At 70.6% G+C, this 21,270-nt stretch carries 10 protein-coding genes; 6 read left to right on the top strand and 4 right to left on the bottom strand.

The features are described 5' to 3' along the window. Positions 1-33: 33 nt before the first annotated feature. Both ACGFYV_RS12145 and ACGFYV_RS12140 read right to left on the bottom strand, forming a co-directional pair. A complete protein-coding gene (locus tag ACGFYV_RS12145; RefSeq protein ID WP_393878260.1) occupies positions 34-1,428 on the bottom strand; it encodes a metallopeptidase TldD-related protein in 1,395 nt (464 codons plus the stop codon). After that, entirely contained in the window at positions 1,425-2,948 is a 1,524-nt protein-coding gene (locus tag ACGFYV_RS12140) for a TldD/PmbA family protein (protein ID WP_393878259.1), read from the bottom strand. Before ACGFYV_RS12140 ends, ACGFYV_RS12145 begins: the two co-directional genes overlap by 4 nt. 277 nt (positions 2,949-3,225) lie before the next feature. Between ACGFYV_RS12140 and ACGFYV_RS12135 the strand changes: the two genes are divergently transcribed. From ACGFYV_RS12135 to ACGFYV_RS12125, 3 genes are read left to right on the top strand one after another with little or no spacing between them, the layout of a single operon-like run. Continuing rightward, positions 3,226-8,469 (top strand): DEAD/DEAH box helicase, encoded by a 5,244-nt coding sequence (locus ACGFYV_RS12135; RefSeq protein ID WP_393878258.1) that lies wholly within the window; start codon positions 3,226-3,228, stop codon positions 8,467-8,469. Further along, positions 8,466-11,480 carry a helicase-related protein gene (locus tag ACGFYV_RS12130; RefSeq protein WP_393878257.1) on the top strand — a complete coding sequence of 1,005 codons (3,015 nt, stop codon included), beginning with the start codon at positions 8,466-8,468 and terminating at the stop codon, positions 11,478-11,480. Before ACGFYV_RS12135 ends, ACGFYV_RS12130 begins: the two co-directional genes overlap by 4 nt. Next, a complete protein-coding gene (locus ACGFYV_RS12125; protein WP_393878256.1) occupies positions 11,477-15,928 on the top strand; it encodes an Eco57I restriction-modification methylase domain-containing protein in 4,452 nt (1,483 codons plus the stop codon). Before ACGFYV_RS12130 ends, ACGFYV_RS12125 begins: the two co-directional genes overlap by 4 nt. Positions 15,929-16,005: 77 nt before the next feature. On the opposite strand, the gene ACGFYV_RS12120 is transcribed toward ACGFYV_RS12125, so the two are convergent. Both ACGFYV_RS12120 and ACGFYV_RS12115 read right to left on the bottom strand, forming a co-directional pair. Continuing rightward, positions 16,006-16,200 (bottom strand): DUF397 domain-containing protein, encoded by a 195-nt coding sequence (locus tag ACGFYV_RS12120; RefSeq protein WP_393878255.1) that lies wholly within the window; start codon positions 16,198-16,200, stop codon positions 16,006-16,008. Further along, entirely contained in the window at positions 16,197-17,048 is an 852-nt protein-coding gene (locus ACGFYV_RS12115; protein WP_393878254.1) for a helix-turn-helix domain-containing protein, read from the bottom strand. Before ACGFYV_RS12115 ends, ACGFYV_RS12120 begins: the two co-directional genes overlap by 4 nt. A gap of 206 nt (positions 17,049-17,254) precedes the next feature. Between ACGFYV_RS12115 and ACGFYV_RS12110 the strand changes: the two genes are divergently transcribed. The 3 genes from ACGFYV_RS12110 to ACGFYV_RS12100 are packed head-to-tail and all read left to right on the top strand — an operon-like array spanning position 17,255 to position 21,228. After that, positions 17,255-17,668 (top strand): ATP-binding protein, encoded by a 414-nt coding sequence (locus ACGFYV_RS12110; protein WP_393878253.1) that lies wholly within the window; start codon positions 17,255-17,257, stop codon positions 17,666-17,668. A 48-nt stretch (positions 17,669-17,716) separates the two neighbouring features. Then, positions 17,717-19,963 carry an McrB family protein gene (locus ACGFYV_RS12105; RefSeq protein ID WP_393878252.1) on the top strand — a complete coding sequence of 749 codons (2,247 nt, stop codon included), beginning with the start codon at positions 17,717-17,719 and terminating at the stop codon, positions 19,961-19,963. Then, positions 19,960-21,228, top strand: coding sequence for an McrC family protein (locus ACGFYV_RS12100; protein WP_393878251.1), 1,269 nt, complete (start codon positions 19,960-19,962; stop codon positions 21,226-21,228). Before ACGFYV_RS12105 ends, ACGFYV_RS12100 begins: the two co-directional genes overlap by 4 nt. The last annotated feature ends 42 nt before the right edge of the window (positions 21,229-21,270 follow it).

Genomic DNA, 21,270 nt, shown 5'->3' with positions numbered 1-21,270 from the left:
CAGCCGGCGGTCGGGTGACAGCCGACTACGAGGTTATACGCCCTGACTGACAGAGCTCATATTGAAATCCGGGATGCGCAGCGCGGGCATCGCGGCCCGGGTGAACCAGTCGCTCCACTCCCTCGGCAGCGTCTTCTCCGTACGGCCCGCCTCCGTGGCCCGCCCGAGCAGGTCCACCGGCGACTCGTTGAACCGGAAGTTGTTCACCTGCCCGGTGACCTCCCCGTTCTCCACGAGGTAGACGCCGTCCCGGGTGAGGCCCGTGAGCAGCAGCGTCGCCGGGTCGACCTCGCGGATGTACCACAGGCAGGTCAGCAGCAGCCCGTGCCCGGTGTCCGCGACCATCTCCTCCAGGGAGCGGTCCTGACCGCCGTCCAGGATCAGGTTCCCGGGCGCCGGGGCGACCGGCAGCCCGGTCAGGCCCGCGCTGTGCCGGGTGGTGGTCAGGTGCGTGAGGACGCCCTCGCGCACCCAGTCGGTGGCGTGTGCAGGCAGCCCGTTGTCGAAGACCGACTGGTCGCCGCCGGAGGAGTGGGCCACCACGAACGGCGCGTATTCGAGCCCCGGCTCGTTCGGGTCGCTGCGCAGGGTCAGCGCAAGCTCGCTGAGCCGGTCGCCCGTGCGGGTGCCGCCGCCCGGCTTGGAGAACACCGTGCGCCCCTCGGTGGCGTCCCGGCCCGAGGCCGACCACAGCTGGTAGATCAGCAGGTCCGCGACCGCGGTCGGCGGCAGCAGCGTCTCGTAGCGGCCGGCCGGCAGCTCCACGCGCCGCTCGGCCCAGCCGAGCCGGACCGCCAGCTCCGCGTCCAGGGCGCCGGGGTCGACGTCCTTGAAGTCCCGGGTGGAGCGGCCCGCCCAGGCGGAGCGGGTGCGGTCCGGGGACTTGGCGTTCAGCTCCAGCGTGCCGGTGGGCTGGTCGTGCCTCAGACGCAGCCCGGTCGACGTGCCCACGTAGGTGGAGACCATCTCGTGGTTGGCGAAGCCGTACAGCTCCCGGCCGCCCGCACGCGCGCGTGCGAAGGCCTCGCCGAGCGCGGGCGCGAAGTCCGCGAACACCGCGGACGACGTCTCGGCCGGCGCGTCCGCGAAGTCGGGGGACTCCGGCACCCCGGTGACCAGCGGCTGCGCGTCCTCGGCCGGTCCGGCGCCCCGCGCGGCGGCCTCGGCGGCCCGCACCAGCGGCTCCAGCTCGTCCGCCGTGACCGCCGACCGCGACACGACACCGGAGGCCGTGCCCTCCTGGCCGTCCACGGTCGCGATCACCGTGAGGGTACGGCCGCGGGTCACGCCGTTGGTGGTCAGCGCGTTGCCGGCCCAGCGCAGGTTGGCGGTCGAGTGCTCGTCGGCGATGACGACGCACCCGTCGGCCCGGGACAGCGCGAGGGCCCGCTCGACCACCTCGTGCGGCTTGTTGGTGCGCGCGCTCATCGACCGGCCTCCTGCGTGGTGTTCAGAATGTTGACGCCCTTGAAGAGAGCGGAGGGGCAGCCGTGGGACACGGCGGCGACCTGGCCCGGCTGGGCCTTGCCGCAGTTGAAGGCACCGCCCAGCACATAGGTCTGCGGGCCGCCCACGGCCGCCATCGAGCCCCAGAAGTCCGTGGTCGTGGCCTGGTAGGCGACGTCCTTCAGCTGCCCGGTGATTCGCCCGTTCTCGATCCTGAAGAAGCGCTGCCCGGTGAACTGGAAGTTGTAGCGCTGCATGTCGATCGACCAGGACCGGTCGCCGACGACGTAGATGCCCCGGTCCACGCTCCCGATCAGGTCCTCGGTGGACAGCCCGCCGGGATCCGGCCGCAGCGACACGTTGGCCATCCGCTGCACCGGCACATGCCCGGGGGAGTCGGCGAACGCGCACCCGTTGGACCGGTCGAACCCGGTCAGCCTCGCGATCCTGCGGTCCAGCTGGTAGCCGACGAGCGTGCCGTCCTTCACCAGGTCCCAGGACTGCGCCTCGACGCCCTCGTCGTCGAAGCCGACGGTCGCCAGGCCGTGCTCGGCGGTGCGGTCGCCGGTGACGTTCAACAGCTCGGAGCCGTACCTGAGCTTGCCCAGCTGGTCGAAGGTGGCGAAGGAGGTGCCGGCGTAGGCGGCCTCGTAGCCGAGGGCGCGGTCCAGCTCGGTGGCGTGGCCGATGGACTCGTGGATGGTCAGCCACAGGTTGGACGGGTCGACCACCAGGTCGTACAGGCCCGCCTCCACGCTCGGCGCCCGCATCTTCTCGGCCAGCAGCTCCGGGATCCGCTCCAGCTCGGACTCCCAGTCCCAGCCGGTCCCGGTCAGGTACTCCCAGCCGCGCCCGACCGGCGGGGCCAGGGTCCGCATCGAGTCGAACTCGCCGCTGGACTCGTCCACCGACACGGCCGTCAGCTGCGGGTGCAGCCGAACCCGCTGCTGGGTGGTCACGGTGCCCGCGGTGTCGGCGTAGAACTTGTTCTCGTGCACGGTGAGCAGCGAGGCGTCCACGTGGTTCACGCCCGGCGCCGCCAGCAGCCGCGAACTCCAGTCCTCCAGCAGCGCGGCCTTCTCCTCGGCGGGCACCGAGAACGGGTCGATCTCGTACGACGAGACCCACGTCTTCTCCGCGTGCACCGGCTCACCGGCCAGCTCCACGCGCTCGTCCGACCCGGCCGCCCTGATCACCTGCGCCGAGAGCTTCGCCATCGCCACCGCCTGCGAGGCGACCTTCGCGGCCGCGTCCAGACTCAGGTCCACGCCGGACGCGAAACCCCACGTACCGCCGTGCACGACCCGGACCGCGTACCCGAGGTCGGTGGTGTCGGACGACCCGGCCGGCTTGGCGTCCCGCAGCCGCCAGGACGCGCTGCGCACCCGCTCGAACCGGAAGTCCGCGTGTTCGGCCCCCAGCGCACGCGCGCGTGCGAGCGCGGCGTCGGCGAGGGCGCGTAGGGGGAGCGCCAGGAATGACTGATCGACTTCGTGGGGCACCGGTGGGATCCCTTCGGGCGCTTGCCTGTGGTGACCTTCGGAGGCAGTGAATCACGTCTCGCTCCGCGCGCTCCTGGGATAAAGACGCGCGGTGTTCGGCTGGAGCGGACGGAGAGGAACGCCCCGGCCGCCAAGGATGGGAAAGCCCTGGCTCGTGGCGTCCTGCTGGGCAGTAGGGTGGCTCAGTTGCATAGTGCCCCTCGGCTGCCGGCCGTCTCACGGGGGCGTGGCACGCGGGCAAGCGGTGATACAGAACTCAAGGGGGACCGGCCGACCCATGGACGTCTTCGGTGTCCATCACGACCTCATCGCCGAGTACGAGGCGTTCACCAGCTCTCTCGTCGCGGTTCGGGACCCGGAGATCGAGAGTCATCTCGCCGACGAGCGCGTGCGTAAGACCCGCTGGCCCGATCCCAAGCTGGCCCTGAACCCGACCTTCCGCAGTGGCGGGACCGTGGCCGCGATGTGTGACGACGGTCTGCTGCATCCGATGTGCAGGGAGTACTTCCGGCACAAGAAGCACCCGACCGACCCGGGCAGTCGCACCCTCTCCCTGCATGAGCACCAGCGTGAGGCCATCGTCGCCGCCGACCGTGGAGACTCGTACGTACTCACCACAGGCACCGGCTCGGGCAAGAGCCTGACCTACATCGTGCCGATCGTCGACCGGGTGCTGCGGCACCCGAACCCCGACGGGATTTCGGCGATCGTCGTCTACCCCATGAACGCCCTGGCCAACAGCCAGCTCCACGAGCTGGAGAAGTACCTCACGTGGGGCATCCCGGAGGACCGCCGCCGCAAGGTGACCTTCGCGCGGTACACCGGCCAGGAGGACGCCGAGCAGAAGCTCCAGGTCCTGCGGAAGAAGCCGGACATCCTGCTCACCAACTACGTGATGCTGGAGTATCTCCTCACCCGCCCCGACGAGCGGCGGGAACTGATCGGCGCCGCGCGTGGCCTGCGCTTCCTCGCCCTCGACGAGCTGCACACCTACCGGGGCCGTCAAGGAGCCGACGTGGCTCTCCTCGTGCGTCGGCTGAGGGACGCCTGCGAAGCACCCGACCTCCAGTGCGTCGGCACCTCGGCCACGATGGCCACAGGCGTCACGTTCGCCGAGGCCCGGGAGGAGATCGCCGACGTGGCCTCGCGCCTGTTCGGCACGGAGATCCGCTCGGACCGGGTCATCGGCGAAACGCTGGAGCGCTCGACCGACCCGGGGGCCGCCGCCGTCCCCGGAGTCCATCCCCACGAGCCGCTCGCCGACGCGGTACGCCGAGCGGCCGCCACGCCCCACGAGCTCCCGACCGAGTACGACGACCTGAGCTGTGATCCCCTCGCCGTCTGGGTCGAGGACACCGTGGGCCTGGCCGTGGAGGAGCCCAGCGGACGGCTCGTCCGCCGCCCTCCGCTCACGATCCCGCAGGCTGCCGCCCTGCTGGCTGACGCGAGCGGGGAATCCGCTGATGTATGTCACCGCGCCATCGAGACCGTGCTCCACGTCGGTGCGAAGGTCCGGCACCGGGAGCTGGACAGGCCCCTGTTCGCCTTCCGGCTTCACCAGTTCCTGTCCAAGGGCGACACCGTCTACGTCAGCCTCGAGCCTCCCGGCCGTCGCCACATCACCAGCCAGTACCAGATCCGCGTCCCCGACCACCGCGACAAGCCGCTCGTCCCGCTGCACTTCTGCCGTGACTGCGGCAAGGAATACCTGGTGGTCACCCGCCCCGCCGAGCACGAGGGCACGGTGTTCGAGGCCCGGGAGGACCCCGACGCCCCGGCCACCCACGGCGACGGTTTCCTCTACGTCAGCGACGACCGGCCCTGGCCGGACGAGCACGACCAGGACGCCGTGTTCCGGCGCCTCCCGGCCAGCTGGGTCGAGACGGACGACGAGGGCCGGTCCACGGTCCTGAAGGCCCGCTCCGGAGATCTCCCGGAGGAAGTGTGGATCGGCCCCGACGGTCGGGCCGCCGAGCCCGGCACGGGGCTGCGTGCCTGGTGGATCGCCGCTCCGTTCCGGTTCTGCCTGCACTGCCGCACCTCGTACGAGCAGCTGCGGCTCAAGGACCTCGCCAAGCTGGGCACCTTCTCCGCGGAGGGCCGCAGCTCCGCCGTCTCCCTCATCAGTTCCCGCGTCGTACGGTCCCTGCGCGAGCAACCCGACCTGACGAAGAAGGCCCGCAAGCTCCTCACCTTCGTCGACAACCGGCAGGACGCCAGCCTCCAGGCAGGGCACTTCAACGACTTCGCGCTCGTCAGCCAGGTGCGCGGCGCCCTGTACCGGGCGCTGGCGACGGCGGGTGAACGCGGGCTGACGTACGACCGGCTGCCCCTGGCCGTCTTCGACGCCCTCGCACTCCCGCTGGCGACCTATGCCAGAGTGCCGACCGCCCGGTTCCACCAGCGCGATCTCGCCCACTCGGCACTGCGCGAAGTGCTTGCCTACCGTGTCTACGCCGACCTGGAGCGCGGCTGGCGCGTCACCATGCCCAACCTCTCCCAGACCGGGCTGTTGCGCTTCGACTACACCGACCTCGCCGAAATCGCGGCCGACCCCGAGTGCTGGGAGGGCTGCCACCCCCTCCTCACCGGCGACTCGGCCGACCACCGGGAGCAGCTGGCCCGCAACCTCCTCGACGAGCTGCGGCGCTCCCTCGCGGTGGAAGTGGAATGTCTCACCCAGGAGGGCTTCGACCGGCTCGGCAGCGTCAGCGAGACCCACCTCGTCGCTCCCTGGGCCCTGTCGGCGCGCGAGCCGCGCGTCCGCTCCCGTCTCGCCTACGCGGGCCCCGGCCGGACCGGCACCGCGGCCGACACGGTGCACCTCAGCGGCCTCGGCGGGTACGGCCGTTATCTGCGCCGCATCGGCCAGTTCGCCGCCCTGCCGGGCCAGGCCGGAAAGCGCATCCCCGTCGCCGACGCCGACGCGATCATCAGGGACCTGATGCGCGTGCTGCGCGAGTGCGGGCTGCTCGCCGTCGTCCAGGAGGAGCGCGACGGCTCCTACGGCCACCAGCTGCGCGCCTCCGCCCTGCACTGGCTCCCTGGTGACGGGACGAGGCCCGAGCCCGATCCGGTGCGCAAGGTGACCGACGCGGAGGCGGACGTCCGTGTGAACCCGTACTTCCGCGACCTGTACCGTGCCGGGGCCGCCGGACTCACCGGAATCAGGGCCCACGAGCACACCGCGCAGGTGGACTCCACGACCCGTCGCATCCGTGAGGACGCGTTCCGGGACGGCGACCTGGAGATCCTTTACTGCTCCCCGACGATGGAGCTGGGCGTCGACATCGACGAGCTGAACGCCGTGGGTATGCGCAACGTCCCGCCGACCCCGGCCAACTACGCGCAGCGTTCCGGACGCGCGGGGCGCGGCGGTAAGCCCGCGCTCGTCACCACGTACTGCTCGACCGGTTCCCCGCACGACCAGTACTACTTCCGCCGCCCCGGCCTCATGGTGTCCGGCAGCGTCACCCCGCCCCGCCTCGACCTCGCCAACGAGGAACTGATCCGCTCCCACGTCCACTCGGTCTGGCTCGCCGAAACCGGCGTCCACCTCGGCAGCCGTCTCACCGATGTGCTCGATGCCGAGACCGCGGACCCGGACGGGGGGCGGTGGCCGCTGAACCTCCTGCCGCGGGTGCGGGACGACCTGGACAGCGAGACCGCCCGGCTGCGTGCCATCAGCCGGGCCACCGAGGTCCTCGCCCCCCTCCACGATGAGCTCTCGGACGCCTCCTGGTGGTACGACGGCTGGGTCGAGCGCACCGTCCGCCAGGCGCTCGGCAGTCTGGACGCGGCGTGCGAACGCTGGCGCCGCCTCTACCGCACCGCCCGGACCGAGGTCGAACAACAGCACCGCCGGGCCAACGACCTCTCGCTCAGCCGCCGGGACCGCGACCGCGCCGCCGGCCGGCGTGCCGAGGCCGAGAACCAGCTGAGGCTGCTGCGCAACGAGGCCGACAGCGAGTCGTACAGCGACTTCTACACGTACCGCTACTTCGCCTCCGAGGGGTTCCTGCCCGGCTACTCCTTCCCCCGGCTGCCGCTGGCGGCGTACGTGCCCGGAGAGCGTTCGGCCGGCATGTACGGGCAGCGCAACGGCGCCTACATCCAGCGCCCCCGCTTCATCGCGATCGGCGAGTTCGGGCCCGGCGCGCTGATCTACCACGAGGGCAACCGCTACACCATCGACCGCGTGACGGTTCCCATGGGCGATCGCCCCGGACAGGTGGCCACCAGCGACATCAGGCTCTGCGAGGCCTGCGGCTACTGGCACGACCGGGTCGAGGGCGCCGACCGCTGCGAGAACTGCGACGTCCCGCTCCACCGCACCCTGCCGAAGCTGATGCAGCTCACGCAGGTGCACGCGGAGCCGCGCCGCCGGATCTCCTCCGACGAGGAGGAACGCCTCAAGCGCGGCTTCCACCTGCGGACCGTCTACCGGTACGCCCCGGGGGGTGCCTACGAGGCCCAGGTACGCGGCGTGGACGGAGCGCTCCTCGCGGAGGTCACCTACGGGGACTCGGCCGGCGTCCGCGTCCTCAACCTCGGCTACCGCAAACGGGATGCCAAGGACCGCTCGGGCCAGGGCTTCTGGCTGGACCCCGTCAGCGGCAGATGGCTCTCGGAGAGCAAGGCGGCCCGCCTGGCCCAGGAGGAGTCGGCCGAGGAGGAGTCCCTGGCGTCCTTCGACCGGGCTCAGCGCACCCTCCAGGTCATTCCCTACGCGCAGGACACCAAGAACATCGCCGTACTGAGACTGGCCGAGCCGGTCGACGACATCACCGCGGTGTCCCTGCGGTACGCGCTGGAGCGCGGCATCGAGGCGCACTTCCAGCTGGAGGACTCCGAGCTGGAGAGCGAGGACCTGCCGGACGCAGAGCGGCGCGGCCGGACCCTGTTCGTCGAGAGCGCCGAGGGCGGCGCGGGCGTGCTGCGTCGGCTGTACGACGACGAGAACGCCCTCAAGCTGGTGGCGCGGGAGGCCCTGCGGATCATCCACTACGACGAGGACGGCAAGGACCTCGACCGGGCGGAGGGCGCGCCCGAGCGCTGCGAACTGGGATGCTACGACTGCCTGTTGTCCTACTCCAACCAGGGCTTCCACCGGCGCATCGACCGGCACCGGGCTGCGCCGTGGCTGGTGGCGCTGGCCCGTTCTGGTACGAAGGACGAGTCCCGCCCGGAACCCTTGACGGCACCCGCTGCGCACCGGGAAACGGCACCTGGCACGCCCGTCGAGGCGTTCCTGCGCCTTCTCGCGGACGGCGGGCACCGGCCCCCCGACGAGACCGCCACCGACGTCGCGGACGTGGTCTACCACCTCCCCGGCGCGGAGGTCGCCGTATTCCTGGAGTACGCCGGCGCCCGGCGGCTCGGCGAGCAGGACGAGTACCGCATGATGGACGACGGCTGGCTGGTGATCAGGGCCGGCGCCGAACCCGACTGGAAGGACACCGTGCGCGCATACCCGGACGTCTTCGGTATCGGCCGCGACCACAGGGGAGGCGACCGATGAGCACCGCGACCGGCCACGCGCCAGGAACCCTCGTGCGCGCCCGGGACCGCGACTGGGTCGTCCTGCCGGGCACCACCGAGAACCTGGTCCTCGCCCAACCCCTCGACGGGGACCGCGAGTTCGTCGCCGCCCTCTTCCCCGACGAGGTCCGCGAGCCGGGCTTCGGCCGCCCCCGGGCCGTTCCTGGCGAGGCCGGTGACTTCGCCTCCGCCTCACTGCTGCGCACCGCCCTGCGCATCGCCTCCACAGCGGGCGCCGGCCCCTTCCGTTCCCTGAACGCGGTCGCCGTCGAGCCCCGCCAGTACCAGCTGGTGCCGCTGATGATGGCGCTGCGCATGGACCCCGTACGCCTCCTCATCGGCGACGACGTCGGTATCGGCAAGACCGTCGAGTCGGCGCTGATCGCGAAGGAGCTCATGGAGCAGGGCTCGGCCCGCAACATGACCGTGCTCTGCTCGCCCTCGCTCGCGGAGCAGTGGCAGCGCGAGCTGCGCGACAAGTTCGGCATGGAGCCGGAGCTGGTTCTGCCGTCCACGGCCGCGCGGCTGCAGAAGGCGATCGACGACCCCGGCCGTTCGATCTTCGACCACTACCCGGTCACCGTCGTCTCCACCGACTTCATCAAGCAGGACGAGCGCCGCGACGCGTTCCGCCGTCACTGCCCCGACATCCTCATCGTCGACGAGGCGCACACCTGCGTCGGAACGGGCGGCAACGAGCAGCAGAAGCGGTACGAGCTGCTGTCGGCGCTCGCCGACCGTACCGAACGCGACCGCCACCTCGTCCTTGTCACCGCCACCCCGCACAGCGGGGACCCCCAGGCATTCTCCAAGCTCACCGGCCTGCTCGACCCCTCCCTGCGCACCCTGGACACCACCCGGTCCGCCGACCGCGACAAGCTGGCCCGCCACTTCGTGCAGCGCCGCCGCCACGACATCAAGCGCTACGTCGGGCAGGAGACGCCCTTCCCCGAGGACCGGGACACCCAGGACGCCCTCTACCGCCTCGACGCGGACTACGCGCGCTTCGTCGCCGACGTCCTCGCCTACACCCGCCAGCAGGTGCGCGGCTCCGGCGGCGACCACCATCAGCGCATGTCCTGGTGGACGGCGCTCACCCTGCTGCGCTGCGTCCTGTCGTCGCCCGCCGCGGCCGCCGCGACCCTGCGCACCCGCTCCCTGATCACCGCCACCCGCACCCCGGCCGAGGCGGACAAGCTGGGCCGGGCCGCCGCCTTCGAACTCACCGACGATGAGACCGCCGAGGGCATGGACGTGGTGCCCGGCTCACTCCCGGACGAGGACGTCGCCACCCCCGAGAAGCCCTCGCGAGGACGTACGAGCGAGGCCAAGGCCCTCTCCGACTTCGCCGACCGGGCGGACGCCCTGGCCGGCCCCGAGACCGACGCCAAGCTGCGCATCCTCGTCGACCGGGTCAAGCGGCAGCTGGTCGAAGGCTACGACCCGATCGTCTTCTGCCACTACATCCCGACCGCCGAGTACGTCGCCCAGCACCTCAAGGAGGAACTGGGCCGCAGCGCCAGCGTGGAGGCGGTCACCGGCACCCTCCACCCCGACGCCCGGCAGGCCCGAGTCGACGAGCTGACAGCCCGCCGCGGCCGGCACGTCCTGGTCGCCACCGACTGCCTCTCCGAGGGCGTCAACCTTCAGGAGCACTTCGGCGCCGTCATCCACTTCGACCTGTCCTGGAACCCGACCCGCCACCTCCAGCGGGCGGGCCGCGTCGACCGGTTCGGCCAGCCGCGCCGCCGCGTCCGCGAGATCACCGTCTACGACACGGACACCGGTATCGACGGCCTCGTCCTGAAGGTTCTCATCCAGAAGCACAAGGACATCGCCGACCAGACCGGTGTCGCCGTCCTCGTCCCCGACCAGGGCCGAGGCGTCCTTGAAGCCCTCGCCAGCGCGCTGCTGCTGCGCGGCAAGCAGCCCGAGGGCCAGCTCACCCTCGACTTCGAGGCCGACCCCGATTTTGGTCGTGCCCGCGAGGCCCTGCACAAGGAGTGGGAGTCGGCGGCCGAACGCGAGTCGAAGGTGCTCACCAAGTTCGCCCACTCCGGTCTGCACCCCGAGGAGGTGGAAGCCGAGCTGGACGCGCTGCGGCAGGCGCTGGGCGACCCCGGGGACATCGCCACCTTCGCCCGCGAGGCCCTGGCCCAGCTGGGCGCTCAGCCGATCGGCGACGCCCGCGACCGAGGCTTCAAGGCCCCTGTCGACCCGCTGCCCACCGGCCTCAAGCACGCTCTCGGCTTCTACGAGGACGGTGACCAGACCGCGGCGCCGGGCGGCGCGCCCAAGGCGAAGGCCAAGGGCCGCGCCAAGACCGTTGCCCGCGACCTCGTCTTCCGGGAGGACCTCCCCGTCGCCCGCGGCGAACACGCCCTGTCCCGCACCGACCCCGCCGTGCGTGCCCTCGCCCGCTATCTCCTCGACGCGGCCGTCGACACCGCCGTGCCGTCCGAGGAGCGCCCGGCACGGCGCCTCGGCGTGATCCGCACCGCCGCCGTGGACCGCCGTACGGTCCTGCTGCTCGCCCGCTACCGCTTCCGCCTGACCCTGCCCGGCCGCACGGCGAGTGACGAACCACGCGTCCTGGTCGCCGACGACGCCCAGGTCCTCGCCTGGCGGACCGGCGACGACGGCCGCCGCGCCTGGCTGTCCGACGAGGAGACCGCCGCCCTGCTCACCGCCACCCCCGACCTCAACACCCTGCCCGCCCTGCGCGACCAGCAGGCCGCCCGCGCCGCCGCCGAACTCGACGACGACGAGATCCACGACCACTTGGCCGCCCGCGGACGACTCCTCGCGGACCGGCTGCGCGACGCCCACCAGCGGGTCCGCGAGGCCGCCGGCCAGCGCGGCCGTGAGCGCGGCGCCGCCGCCGTACGCCGCATCGATGTCCGGCCGTCCGGCGACCCGGACCTGCTCGGCGTGTACGTGTACCTCAACGCCCCGGCCGCACAGCAGCCCGCTTCCGGAGGAGACCGGTGACCGCCCTCGCCCCCGACCGCCTCCCCGCCTCCGCCGCCGTCCGCGTCGAGGGCGGCCTGCTCTCCGCCGACCTCCTCGGCAAGATCCGCGTCGGCGACCCCGAACTGCCCGGCGGCGCGCCCGCCGACTACGGACTCGGGCGCGGCGTGCGCATCGAGGACGCCGCGAGCCGCAAGTGGAACGCACTGCGCGCCGCGTACACCTCCCTCCAGGAGGAGCTGAAGGAACTCGACGGCAAGGCCGACCCGACGAAGGCGACCCGCGTCTGGCTGCTGACCCTCCTGGAGGAACTGGGCTACGGCCGCCTCCCCGCCCGGCGCGGCGGCATCCGGCTGCCCGGCCGCGACCCGTACCAGGTCAGCCACCAATGGCAGGACCACCTCCCCGTCCACCTCCTCGGCTGGACCACCCCCCTCGACCGCTGGTCGGCGGGCAGCTCCCGCAGCCCCCAGTCGATGATGCAGGAGCTGCTCAACGCCTCTCCGGACCACCTGTGGGGCATCCTGTCCAACGGCCGCGTCCTGCGCCTGCTGCGCGACTCCACGGCCCTCGTCGGTTCCGCCTACGTCGAGTTCGACCTCGAAGCGATCTTCGGCGGCGGCGACTTCTCCGACTTCCTGCTGATGTACGCGCTACTGCATGCCTCCCGCCTGGAGCTGGTGCCCAAGCCGGAGAAGAAGCGCAGGGGCTCGGCCGTCGCTGAGGAAGACGAGGAGGAGACCGGGGAAGAGGAGACCGAGGAACAGGAGGCCGAGGAGACTGGGGCGGCCACCGCTGCCGAGGACATCCGGCTCACTCCGGCCGACTGTCGTCTGGAGTGGTGGCGCGACTTCGCCGTCGAAACGGGCATCCGCTCCCGCAACCTGCTGCGCGACCAGGTCGCCAAAGCGCTGAACATCCTCGGCACGGGCTTCCTGCAGAACAACCCGGACCTGGCCGAGGCGATCACAGTCGGCGGCCGCCGTGCCCTGGACGACTTCCATCACGAACTGCTCCGTCTCGCCTACCAGCTGATCTTCCTCTTCGTGGCAGAGGACCGCGATGCGCTGCTCGTACACCTGGGCAGCAGGGCCACCAAGGCCGAGGTGAAGGCGAACCAGGCGGCCCGCGAGCGCTATGGGTTGTACTTCTCCACCGCCCGCCTGCGCCGCATCGCTTCGCGCCGCAAGGGCGACCACCACACAGACCTGTGGCAGGGCCTCGTACGCGTCCTCAACGCGCTCGGCACCATCGGCGGGGAACCCGCGCTGGCGCTCCCCGAACTCGGCGGCCTCTACTACCTCCCCGAGCCGGACGAGATCGACCGGGAGGCCCAGCCCACCCGCCTGCCCGGCGGCTCCGAGCCGCTGCGCATGGCGAAGCTCCCCAACGAGCGGCTGCTGGAGGCCGTCCGCCTGCTCTCCCGCATCAAGGACAAGGGCCGCACCACCCGCGTCGACTACCGCCACCTGGGGGCCGAGGAACTCGGCAGCGTCTACGAGTCCCTGCTGGAACTCGTCCCGGCCCGCGAGCCGGACAACGAGCTGTTCGAGCTCAAGGACCTCGTCGCGGGCAACAAGCGCAAGCTGACGGGCTCCTACTACACCCCGTCGTCTCTGATCGAGAAGCTGCTCGACAACGCCCTCGACCCGGTCATAGAGCGCTACGCCGCCTCGCGTGTCCCGGACCACCTGCTGCGGATCAACTTCGTGGACCCGTCCTGTGGTTCGGGTCATTTCCTGGTAGCTGCGGCCCGGCGCATAGCACTGCGTTACGCGCAGATGGTGCACGGAGAGAGCCAGCCGGCCCCGGAGCTGGTCCGCGAGGCGATGGCCAAGGTCGTACGCCACTGCGTCCACGGTGTCGACATCAACCCGCTGGCCGCCGAACTGGCCAAGGTGTCGCTGTGGCTGGAGTCGTTGACCCCCGGTGAGCCCCTGGCGTACCTCGACGACCGCGTGAAGACCGGCAACGCCCTGCTCGGCGCGACCCCGGCCGCGCTGGAGAGGGGCATTCCGGACGGTGCCTTCGAGAAGCTGGAAGGCGACGAGCAGCCGGTCGTCACCAAGCTGCGCCAGCAGAACGACCGGGAACGGAAGGGCGCGGAGCACCTCCCGTTCGCCGAGAGGGGCGTGCGGACCAGCACGGCGACCGTTCGGGTGGAGGCGGAGAAGGTTGCGAAGATCGGCGACCACAGCCTGGCCGAAGTACGCCAACACGCCCGCGCGCACCGCGAGTTCGAGAAGCGGCCCGAGCTGCGGCACATGAAGCGCGTCGCGGACGTCTGGAGCGCCTCCTTCCTCTGGCCCAAGCACAAGGGCGCACCCACGGCGATCACGACCAACGTGCTGCGTGCCGTGGAGAAGGACAAGGAGGACCGGCCGCTGGAGGAGGCGGCGGCCGAGCTGATGCTGCGGGACATCGTCCGCCGCAACCAGTTCTTTCACTGGCACCTTGAGTTCCCGCGCGTCTTCAAGGTGGAGGACGGTGACGCCACGGACGTCAACCCGGAGACGGGCTGGCAGGGCGGCTTCGACGCGGTCCTGGGTAATCCGCCCTGGGAGCGGGTCAAGATCCAGAAGAAGGAGTGGTTCGCGGCCCGGGACGAGAAGATCGCCGCGGCGGACACGGCCAGCATCCGCGACCGGATGATCGAGAAGCTCGCGACGAGTGTGGACGAGGAGGGACGCCCTAACGAGGGCGACCGCCAGCTGTACGCGGAGTACCAGTTCGACCAGCGGGAGTCCAAGGGCCAGGTCACGATGTACCGGAAGTCGGGCCTGTTCCCGAGGACCGGCTTCGGCGACGTGAACACGTACGCGGTCTTCGCGGAGAAGGCGCGGCAGATGATCGACCCGAAGGGCATGGCCGGGCTGGTGCTGCCGACGGGGATCGCGACGGACAAGACGACGGCGGGGTTCTTCTCGGATCTGGTGGAGAAGCGGCAGATGGCCAGCGTGCTGGACTTCGAGAACGAGGAGAAGCTGTTTCCGGCCGTCCACCACTCTTATAGGTACTGCCTCTTTACCGTGGTAGGGCGTGATCGCGCAGGTGAGACGAGCGAAGTCCGGCTCGCGTTCCGGGCGCGACGGCCGGACCAGTTGGACGCGCGGGAGTTCATGCTGGATGAGGAGGGATTCAAGCGGATCAACCCGAATACGGCGACGGCGCCGGTATGTGAGAGCCCGGAGCACTTGAGGGTGCTGGAGGAGATGCACGCCAGGGTGCCGGTGTTGCTGCGGCGTGTGAGCGGTGGTCCAGCGGACCCGTGGAAACTGGGCTCTGCTCCATTCATGACTATGTTCCACATGGCTAGCGCTTCGGGTCTGTTCAAGAGCGAGGCAACGTTGGAGGCTGAGGGGTGGACGCGGCAGGGAACCGTCTTCGAGAAAGGGCCGGAACGGCACCTTCCCCTCTACGAAGGAAAGTTCCTGCATCACTACGACAGTCGCTTCAGCACGTTCGAAGGCGCCACCGAAGCCCAGTTGCGCATGAACACGCTGCCCAGACTTGATGCGGAGCAGCACCGAGACCCTTTGGCTCTGCCACTGCCACGCCACTGGGTTGCTGAGAGAGAAGTCGAGGATCGGCTCGTCGATGACAAGAGTAGGTCGCGCGAGCCTTGGACGCATGGCTGGCTGATGGGCTGGCGAGATGTCTGCCGGGCGGTTGATGAGCGGACGGTGATCGCGTCTGTGCTGCCGAGGACAGCGGTGGGACACACCAAGCCGCTGATGTTGCCTACCTCCGCGAACGAGCCCTTGTACGCCCTGTTGGCCAATCTTTCTGCCTTCGCCCTGGACTTCGCAGCCCGCCAAAAGATGCAGGGTGCCCACCTCACGTACACCTACCTGGAGCAACTTCCCGTCCTGCCCCCCGCCGCCTACGGCCTTTCCGCTCCTTGGACCCAGGACGCCCCCCTAGCGGACTGGATCCGCCCCCGAGTCCTCGAACTCACCTACACCTCCTACGAGATGGCCCCCTGGGCGAAATACCTCGGTGATGACGGCCCCCCCTTCGTCTGGGACGAAACGCGCCGCTTCCTGATGCGCGCGGAGCTGGACGCCGCGTACTTCCACCTGTACGGCATCGAGCGCGCGGACGTGGATCTCATCCTGGACAGCTTCCGGGCGTTCAAGAACAAGCGGCCCGCGCTCTTCGAGGACACCGGGAAGGAGATCGTCCGCGTCTACGAGGCGATGGCCGAGGGCCGACCCTTCACACACCCCTCCCTCACCCCGCCCCCCGCGCAGGGCCCGCGCCATCCTCCGGGCACGAGCCCGCTGACCCGTGTCGTCCCGGCCGGCGGCCCCCCGAAGGGCCCAGCGGCACCGGCGGCCAAGAAGAAGCGCCGCGGCAAGTCCGCCCCCGACCAGCTAGGTGGAGGGCTGTTCGGTCTGGACGAGGTTCAGGGCGGCGACATTCAGCTCGACCTGCTCAACCTGTTCGGCGAGCGCGAAGAGGAGTAGACGCGAGGGCGCAGACCGACGGGCGGGCACGAGACCAACTCCCGTGCCCGCCCGTGAACGTCACATACGGCGTGAACTCAGCCGTCCAGAGACGAGCCCGCCGCGAGTACCGTGAACGCTGCCCAGGCGGCCGGCGTGACGGCGAGGGGACGGATGCCCTTGTCCTTGGAGTCGCGGACGTGGACCGCCTCGGGGCGCATGGCGACCTCCACGCAATTGCCGCCGCCACTGCCGCTGTAGCTGCTCTTGAACCAGGCCAGTTCCGTGCTCATAGCGCTCCTTGCATCTCCCTCAGCAGGTCCACAGTGGCCATGCGACTCAGTGCCTGTGACCGCATCTTCCCATAGCGCTGGAGCATGGAGCTGACCAATTTGGGGTCGGCAAGCAGCGTGCTGCTGTCGTGTCCCTCGACATAGCCGACCCACTGGTGATTGTCGCGTTCGGCGAGGTACATCTGGCCATCGACGCCAGAGTGATCCTCCTGCCGCAGGGGCATGAGCAGGATCTCGACGTTCCGGCGGCTGCCTTGCTCCAAGAGGTTGTTGATGACTTCCCGTGTCACCTCCTTACCTCCGAGCCGGCGTTCCAGAACAGCCTGCTCGATGAGGAAGGAGAACGCTGTGTTCGGGCGCTCCGCCAGGAGCCGCTGCCGTTCCTGCCGGGCTGCGAACTGTCGCTCGAACTGTTCCTCGGACAGAGGCGGAATCTGACGGTCGAAGATCGCCCGAATGTATCCCTCCGGCTGCAACAACCCCGGCACCGCCCGGCACTCATACGCATACAGGGAGATCGCCTCCTCCTCGATCCCCGCCCACTGCCGGAACCACGACGCCAGCCCCGCCCTCCTCGTCAGGCTCCTCGCCGCCGCCGAGAGGATCTTGGTCCCGACCGGCCCCAGTAATTCCTTCGCCCGCGCCGGCAGATCCCCCGGCGGGAACCGCTTCCCCTGCTCGATCTTGGCGATGTACGCGGCCGAGTACCGCACTTGCAGCGCGAACTCCTCCTGCGTCAGGCCGGATTCCTCCCGCAGCGCCTTCAGGACCGCGCCGAAGGTCTTGAGACTGTCGGAGAGTTCCGCTTCAGTGTTGCTCGTACCGCCTCCGCCGTGGTCCACCGTCATCGCCGCGCGCCTCCCGTGCTCACGTCTCCGCGTCCTCACCAACCCCACCCAACCCACCCAGGGTCACGGGGAGTTACCCACCCAGTCCAGAGTGTGCACTGATACAGCCGCGTCTGTATGGGTGTCGTACCTGTTGGCGGGACAGGCGGGACCAGAACGCTGGCTTCATGCCAGCGCCAGAGGCCCAAGCAGCCGTTACCGTAAGTGTGTTCGTCCAGCGGTTCTCCGCCACGCGCCGAGGGGCCCGCCTCGCCCGCAGACTCGCCGTACACCGGCTCGACCTGTGGGGCGTGCCGTACGGCAGCCCGGCCTCCGAGACCGTCGCTCTCGTCGTCGCGGAACTCGCCGCAAACGCTGCCCTCCACGGCTGCGTCCCCGGCCGCGACTTCGAGCTGCGCCTGAGCCACGACCGTGCCGCCGGTGTCGTACGCGTCGAAGTGTCCGACACCCACCCTGGGCGACCCGAGCCCCCCGAACCGGGGGCCCAGCCCCCTGCGGACGCCGAGAGCGGCAGGGGACTGCTCCTCGTCGAGGCCGTCGCCACGCGCTGGGGCGTCGCTGACCGGCTGGGACCCGGGAAGACCGTCTGGGCGGAGTGCGATTTCGGCCAGTGTCAGTAGCGCCAAGTAGGCTTATCCGCCTGTCGAGTCGACGGAAGATTGGATGCCGTGCCTACCATCAGCACCGTCGTGGCCCAAGCTCTCCACACCGCTGCCACCGTCCTGCGCAGGGACGCGACCCAGGACGGCATGGTCTTCCGGGAGCTGTGGGAGCGGGTCCTCGTGCTCAGGCCACGACTGGAGGCGGACTGGGCGAGCGCGGCGGACGACTCCCCGCAGGAGAACAACACGCCCTTCAAGGACTACGTGAACCGGGCCGCGATCAACCTCGTCAGGGCCGGATGGCTCTACCGGGGCAACCGCCGCTGGCAGCTGACCGGTATCGGCCTCGACGCACTCGACCGCTGGCCGGACCCGGTCGACTTCTACGGGGAGGCGGGCCGGCGCTACCGGCGGTGGGAGCGGCAGCAGCTCCTCATCAACGTCGCGGTCACCGCGCTGGAAAAGCTCCCCGACGGCGGGCACTGGGTCACCCTGAAGGAGTTGGCCTCCGAGTTCGACGTCGATCCGGGTGTCCTCGGGCCGGTACTGCGCGGGACGCGCCCGCCGGGCTGGTATCTGGCGCTCGGGGAGGACGGGCAGGCGGGGGCCGGGCTGCCGATGTGGCCCTTCGAGCGCGACCAGTGGCGCTCGCTGCTCAGCGAGGAAGGCCTGCTCGACGAGGGGCGGAGCAGCGTGGACACCGTCCGCGCACTGCCCGACCGGCGGATGCCGGTATGGGAGGCGTTGGCCGCGGCGACGCAGCCGCCCGAGGCTGCGGAGGCGGACGACGAGGACCTGCCCCGACAGCTTTGGATCATCCGGGGCGTGGACGCGGCCACCGGCGTCCCCCTCATCCGGGGACCGTGGCGTGACGACTCGGTCGTCACCCTCGACACGGGCTTCCAGCCCCCGACCCTGGCCGCCCGCGATCTGAACAGCGTCCGCAAGGTGGTCGAGGCGGCGCTCCCCGCCAGCGCACCGTCCCGAAGGGAGGCCGTCGCCCACGAGCTCGACGCCTTCCTCAACCGCATGCGCAAGGGCGACATCGTGCTGTCCACCGACGGCTTCGAGACGTACGTCGGAGTGGTGGGCGGCCCGGCCACTCATGGCACGGAGCGGCTGGAGCGCCCCGTCGACTGGCGCAACCTGAGCAAGCCTCTGGACTTCTTCAAGGACCTGCCCTCCGGGCTCTCCGGAGTGGTCCAGGACGCGGACTCCCAGGTCCTGGAGGCCACCGAGTACGCCGAGACCGTCCTCGCTTTGATCGGCGACATGCCGCGCTCGTCCTCGCTCCCGACCGGTCCGGCCGTCCTGCCCGACGCCACCTCCGAGCTTGCCGAGGCGCTGCACATGCCCGACGCGACCTGGCTCCAGGACTGCGTCGAACTCCTCCGCGCCAAACCGCAGTTGATCTTCCACGGGCCGCCCGGCACCGGCAAGACGTACACCGTCCTCGCCCTCGCCCGCCACCTGGCCGGCGCCTCCAGCGCGACCAACGTCCGCCTGGTCCAGTTCCACCCCGCCTATGCCTACGAGGACTTCTTCGAGGGCATCCGACCCCGCCTGGCGGGCAAGCAGGACGGCGACACGGGCGGCGGGCTCGGCTACGACCTCGTCAAGGGACCGCTGCGCAAGCTCGCCGACGAGGCGGAGCGGCGCCCGGCCGAGGTCTTCGTCCTGGTCGTCGACGAGATCAACCGCGGCCATCTCGCCAAGATCTTCGGCGAGCTGTACTTCCTCCTGGAGTACCGCACCGAGCGCGTCCACCTCCTCTACGGCTCCGACGACGGCCGCGGCTTCCGCCTCCCGCCCAACCTCTACATCCTCGGCACCATGAACACCGTCGACCGCTCGGTGGCGTACATGGACGCAGCCATGCGCCGCCGCTTCTCCTTCATGGAACTGCACCCCGACACCCCGCCCGTGACGGGTGTACTGGCCTCCTGGCTGCGCAGACGTACGGAGCGACAGGGCGGCGACCCGGACGTGTACGACGACTCGTATGTCCGCCTGCTCGACGAGATCAACCGCCTGCTCGCCGCGAACACCCCCGGCGACCGCTCCTTCCGCGTCGGCCCCTCCTACTTCATGCAGGACCTTGCCCACGCGGGTGACGGCGCTCTCGAACGGTTGTGGCGCACCCAGATCATCCCGCTCCTCACCGAGCACCACTGGGGTGACGGCACCGACGTGGAGGCGGTCTACGGGCTCCCGGTCCTGTGCGACCGGCTGGGGATCCCCCTGGGCGGCGACGGCGCTGCCGGTGCTGTCGGCGCCGTGTCCGACGAAGACTCTGCCCCCGCGAACCCGTGACCGCCCACCGCACCCGGCCGCCCCACCACTGCCGGGACACCGCCGGGCTCATCCCTCTCAAGGAGGGCGACAGCTGGACCAGTTGGGACCTCACGCCGGCCCAGGCCCGGACGCTCGCCGAGCACGAGAAACTCGTCCAGATGCGCCCCGCGACAGCCACGCACTGGCGGCTGAAGGCCCGGGACCGGGTCGGTTCCGTACGTCTCGGCTCCGGTGACGGCACAGTCCAGCTGACCATCACCCCCAAGGTGCCGGTCGACCGCCTCCTCCACCTCGTCTCGTACGCCCCGGACCGCGTCCACTTCGACCCGAGACCCGTCGCCGCCGAGGCCCGCCCCGACCTCCTGCCCGCTCTCGCACACGCCTTCGTCTCCGCCGCCGACCGGGCCCTGCTGCACGGCGTCCTGCACGACTACCGGGAGACGTACGACACGCTGCCCGTCGTCCGCGGCCGCATCCGCCACGCCGACCAGCTCCGCCGCAGGCCAGGCGTCCCGGTGCCTCTGGAAGTCCTCTACGACGACCACACCCCCGACATCCCGGAGAACCGTCTTCTCCTCGCTGCCGCCCGTCGACTCCTGCGTGTCCCCGGTCTCGATCCCGTCCCACGCGCCGCCCTCCAGCGCCTCACCGCCCGCCTGGACGGCGTGCGCATCCTGCCCGCGGGAGCCCCGGCCCCGCACTGGACCCTCGACCGGCGCAATGCCCGCTACGCACATGCTCTCGCCCTCGCGGACCTCGTCCTGCGCGGTGCCTCGTACGAACTCGGCGACGGCCGGGAGGGGGAGATCGCCGTGGACGGGATGCTGGTGACCATGTGGCGGCTCTTCGAGGCGTACCTGGCACGAGCGGTCGGCGAGGCTCTGCGCCACCGCGTCGGTGGCAGGCCCGAGCCGCAGGACCGGAACTTCTTCCTGGACGTGGAAGGCAGACACGTACTCAAGCCGGATCTCGTGCACTACCTTCCCTCGCCGCACGACGGGGTGCTGCGTCAGGCCGTCGTCCTCGACGCCAAGTTCAAGACCAGACCCCAGCGGGACGACCTTTACCAGATGACCGCCTACTGCGTCCGCCTCGGTCTCTCCGAAGGCCATCTCGTCTACGCCTCGGGTGCACCAGGCCTGGTGGAAGTGCCGGTGGGGGAGGAGAGACTGAGGATCTGGCAGCACGTCCTCGATCTCGCGCGTCCTTGGCGTGACCTGGCGTCCGATATCGCGGCCCTCGCCGAGTCCGTCGTCGCCGTGCGCACGGTGAGTGCCGTGTGAGCCCCGTGACGCCGGGGAGAGCGCCGACGGAAGGACACACAC

This window comes from Streptomyces sp. NPDC048297 (assembly GCF_043201585.1).
Classification (GTDB): Bacteria; Actinomycetota; Actinomycetes; order Streptomycetales; family Streptomycetaceae; genus Streptomyces.
Note: the sequence above shows the minus strand (reverse complement) of the source record. Positions and strands in the feature narration are given on the sequence as shown.

Bases quoted from the DNA above. Each gene is read 5' to 3' on its own strand.
- ACGFYV_RS12145 (WP_393878260.1), bottom strand. From the start codon at position 1,428: ATGAGCGCGCGCACCAACAAGCCGCACGAGGTGGTCGAGCGGGCCCTC.
- ACGFYV_RS12135 (WP_393878258.1), top strand. From the start codon at position 3,226: ATGGACGTCTTCGGTGTCCATCACGACCTCATCGCCGAGTACGAGGCG.
- ACGFYV_RS12130 (WP_393878257.1), top strand. From the start codon at position 8,466: ATGAGCACCGCGACCGGCCACGCGCCAGGAACCCTCGTGCGCGCCCGG.
- ACGFYV_RS12120 (WP_393878255.1), bottom strand. From the start codon at position 16,200: ATGAGCACGGAACTGGCCTGGTTCAAGAGCAGCTACAGCGGCAGTGGC.
- ACGFYV_RS12115 (WP_393878254.1), bottom strand. From the start codon at position 17,048: ATGACGGTGGACCACGGCGGAGGCGGTACGAGCAACACTGAAGCGGAA.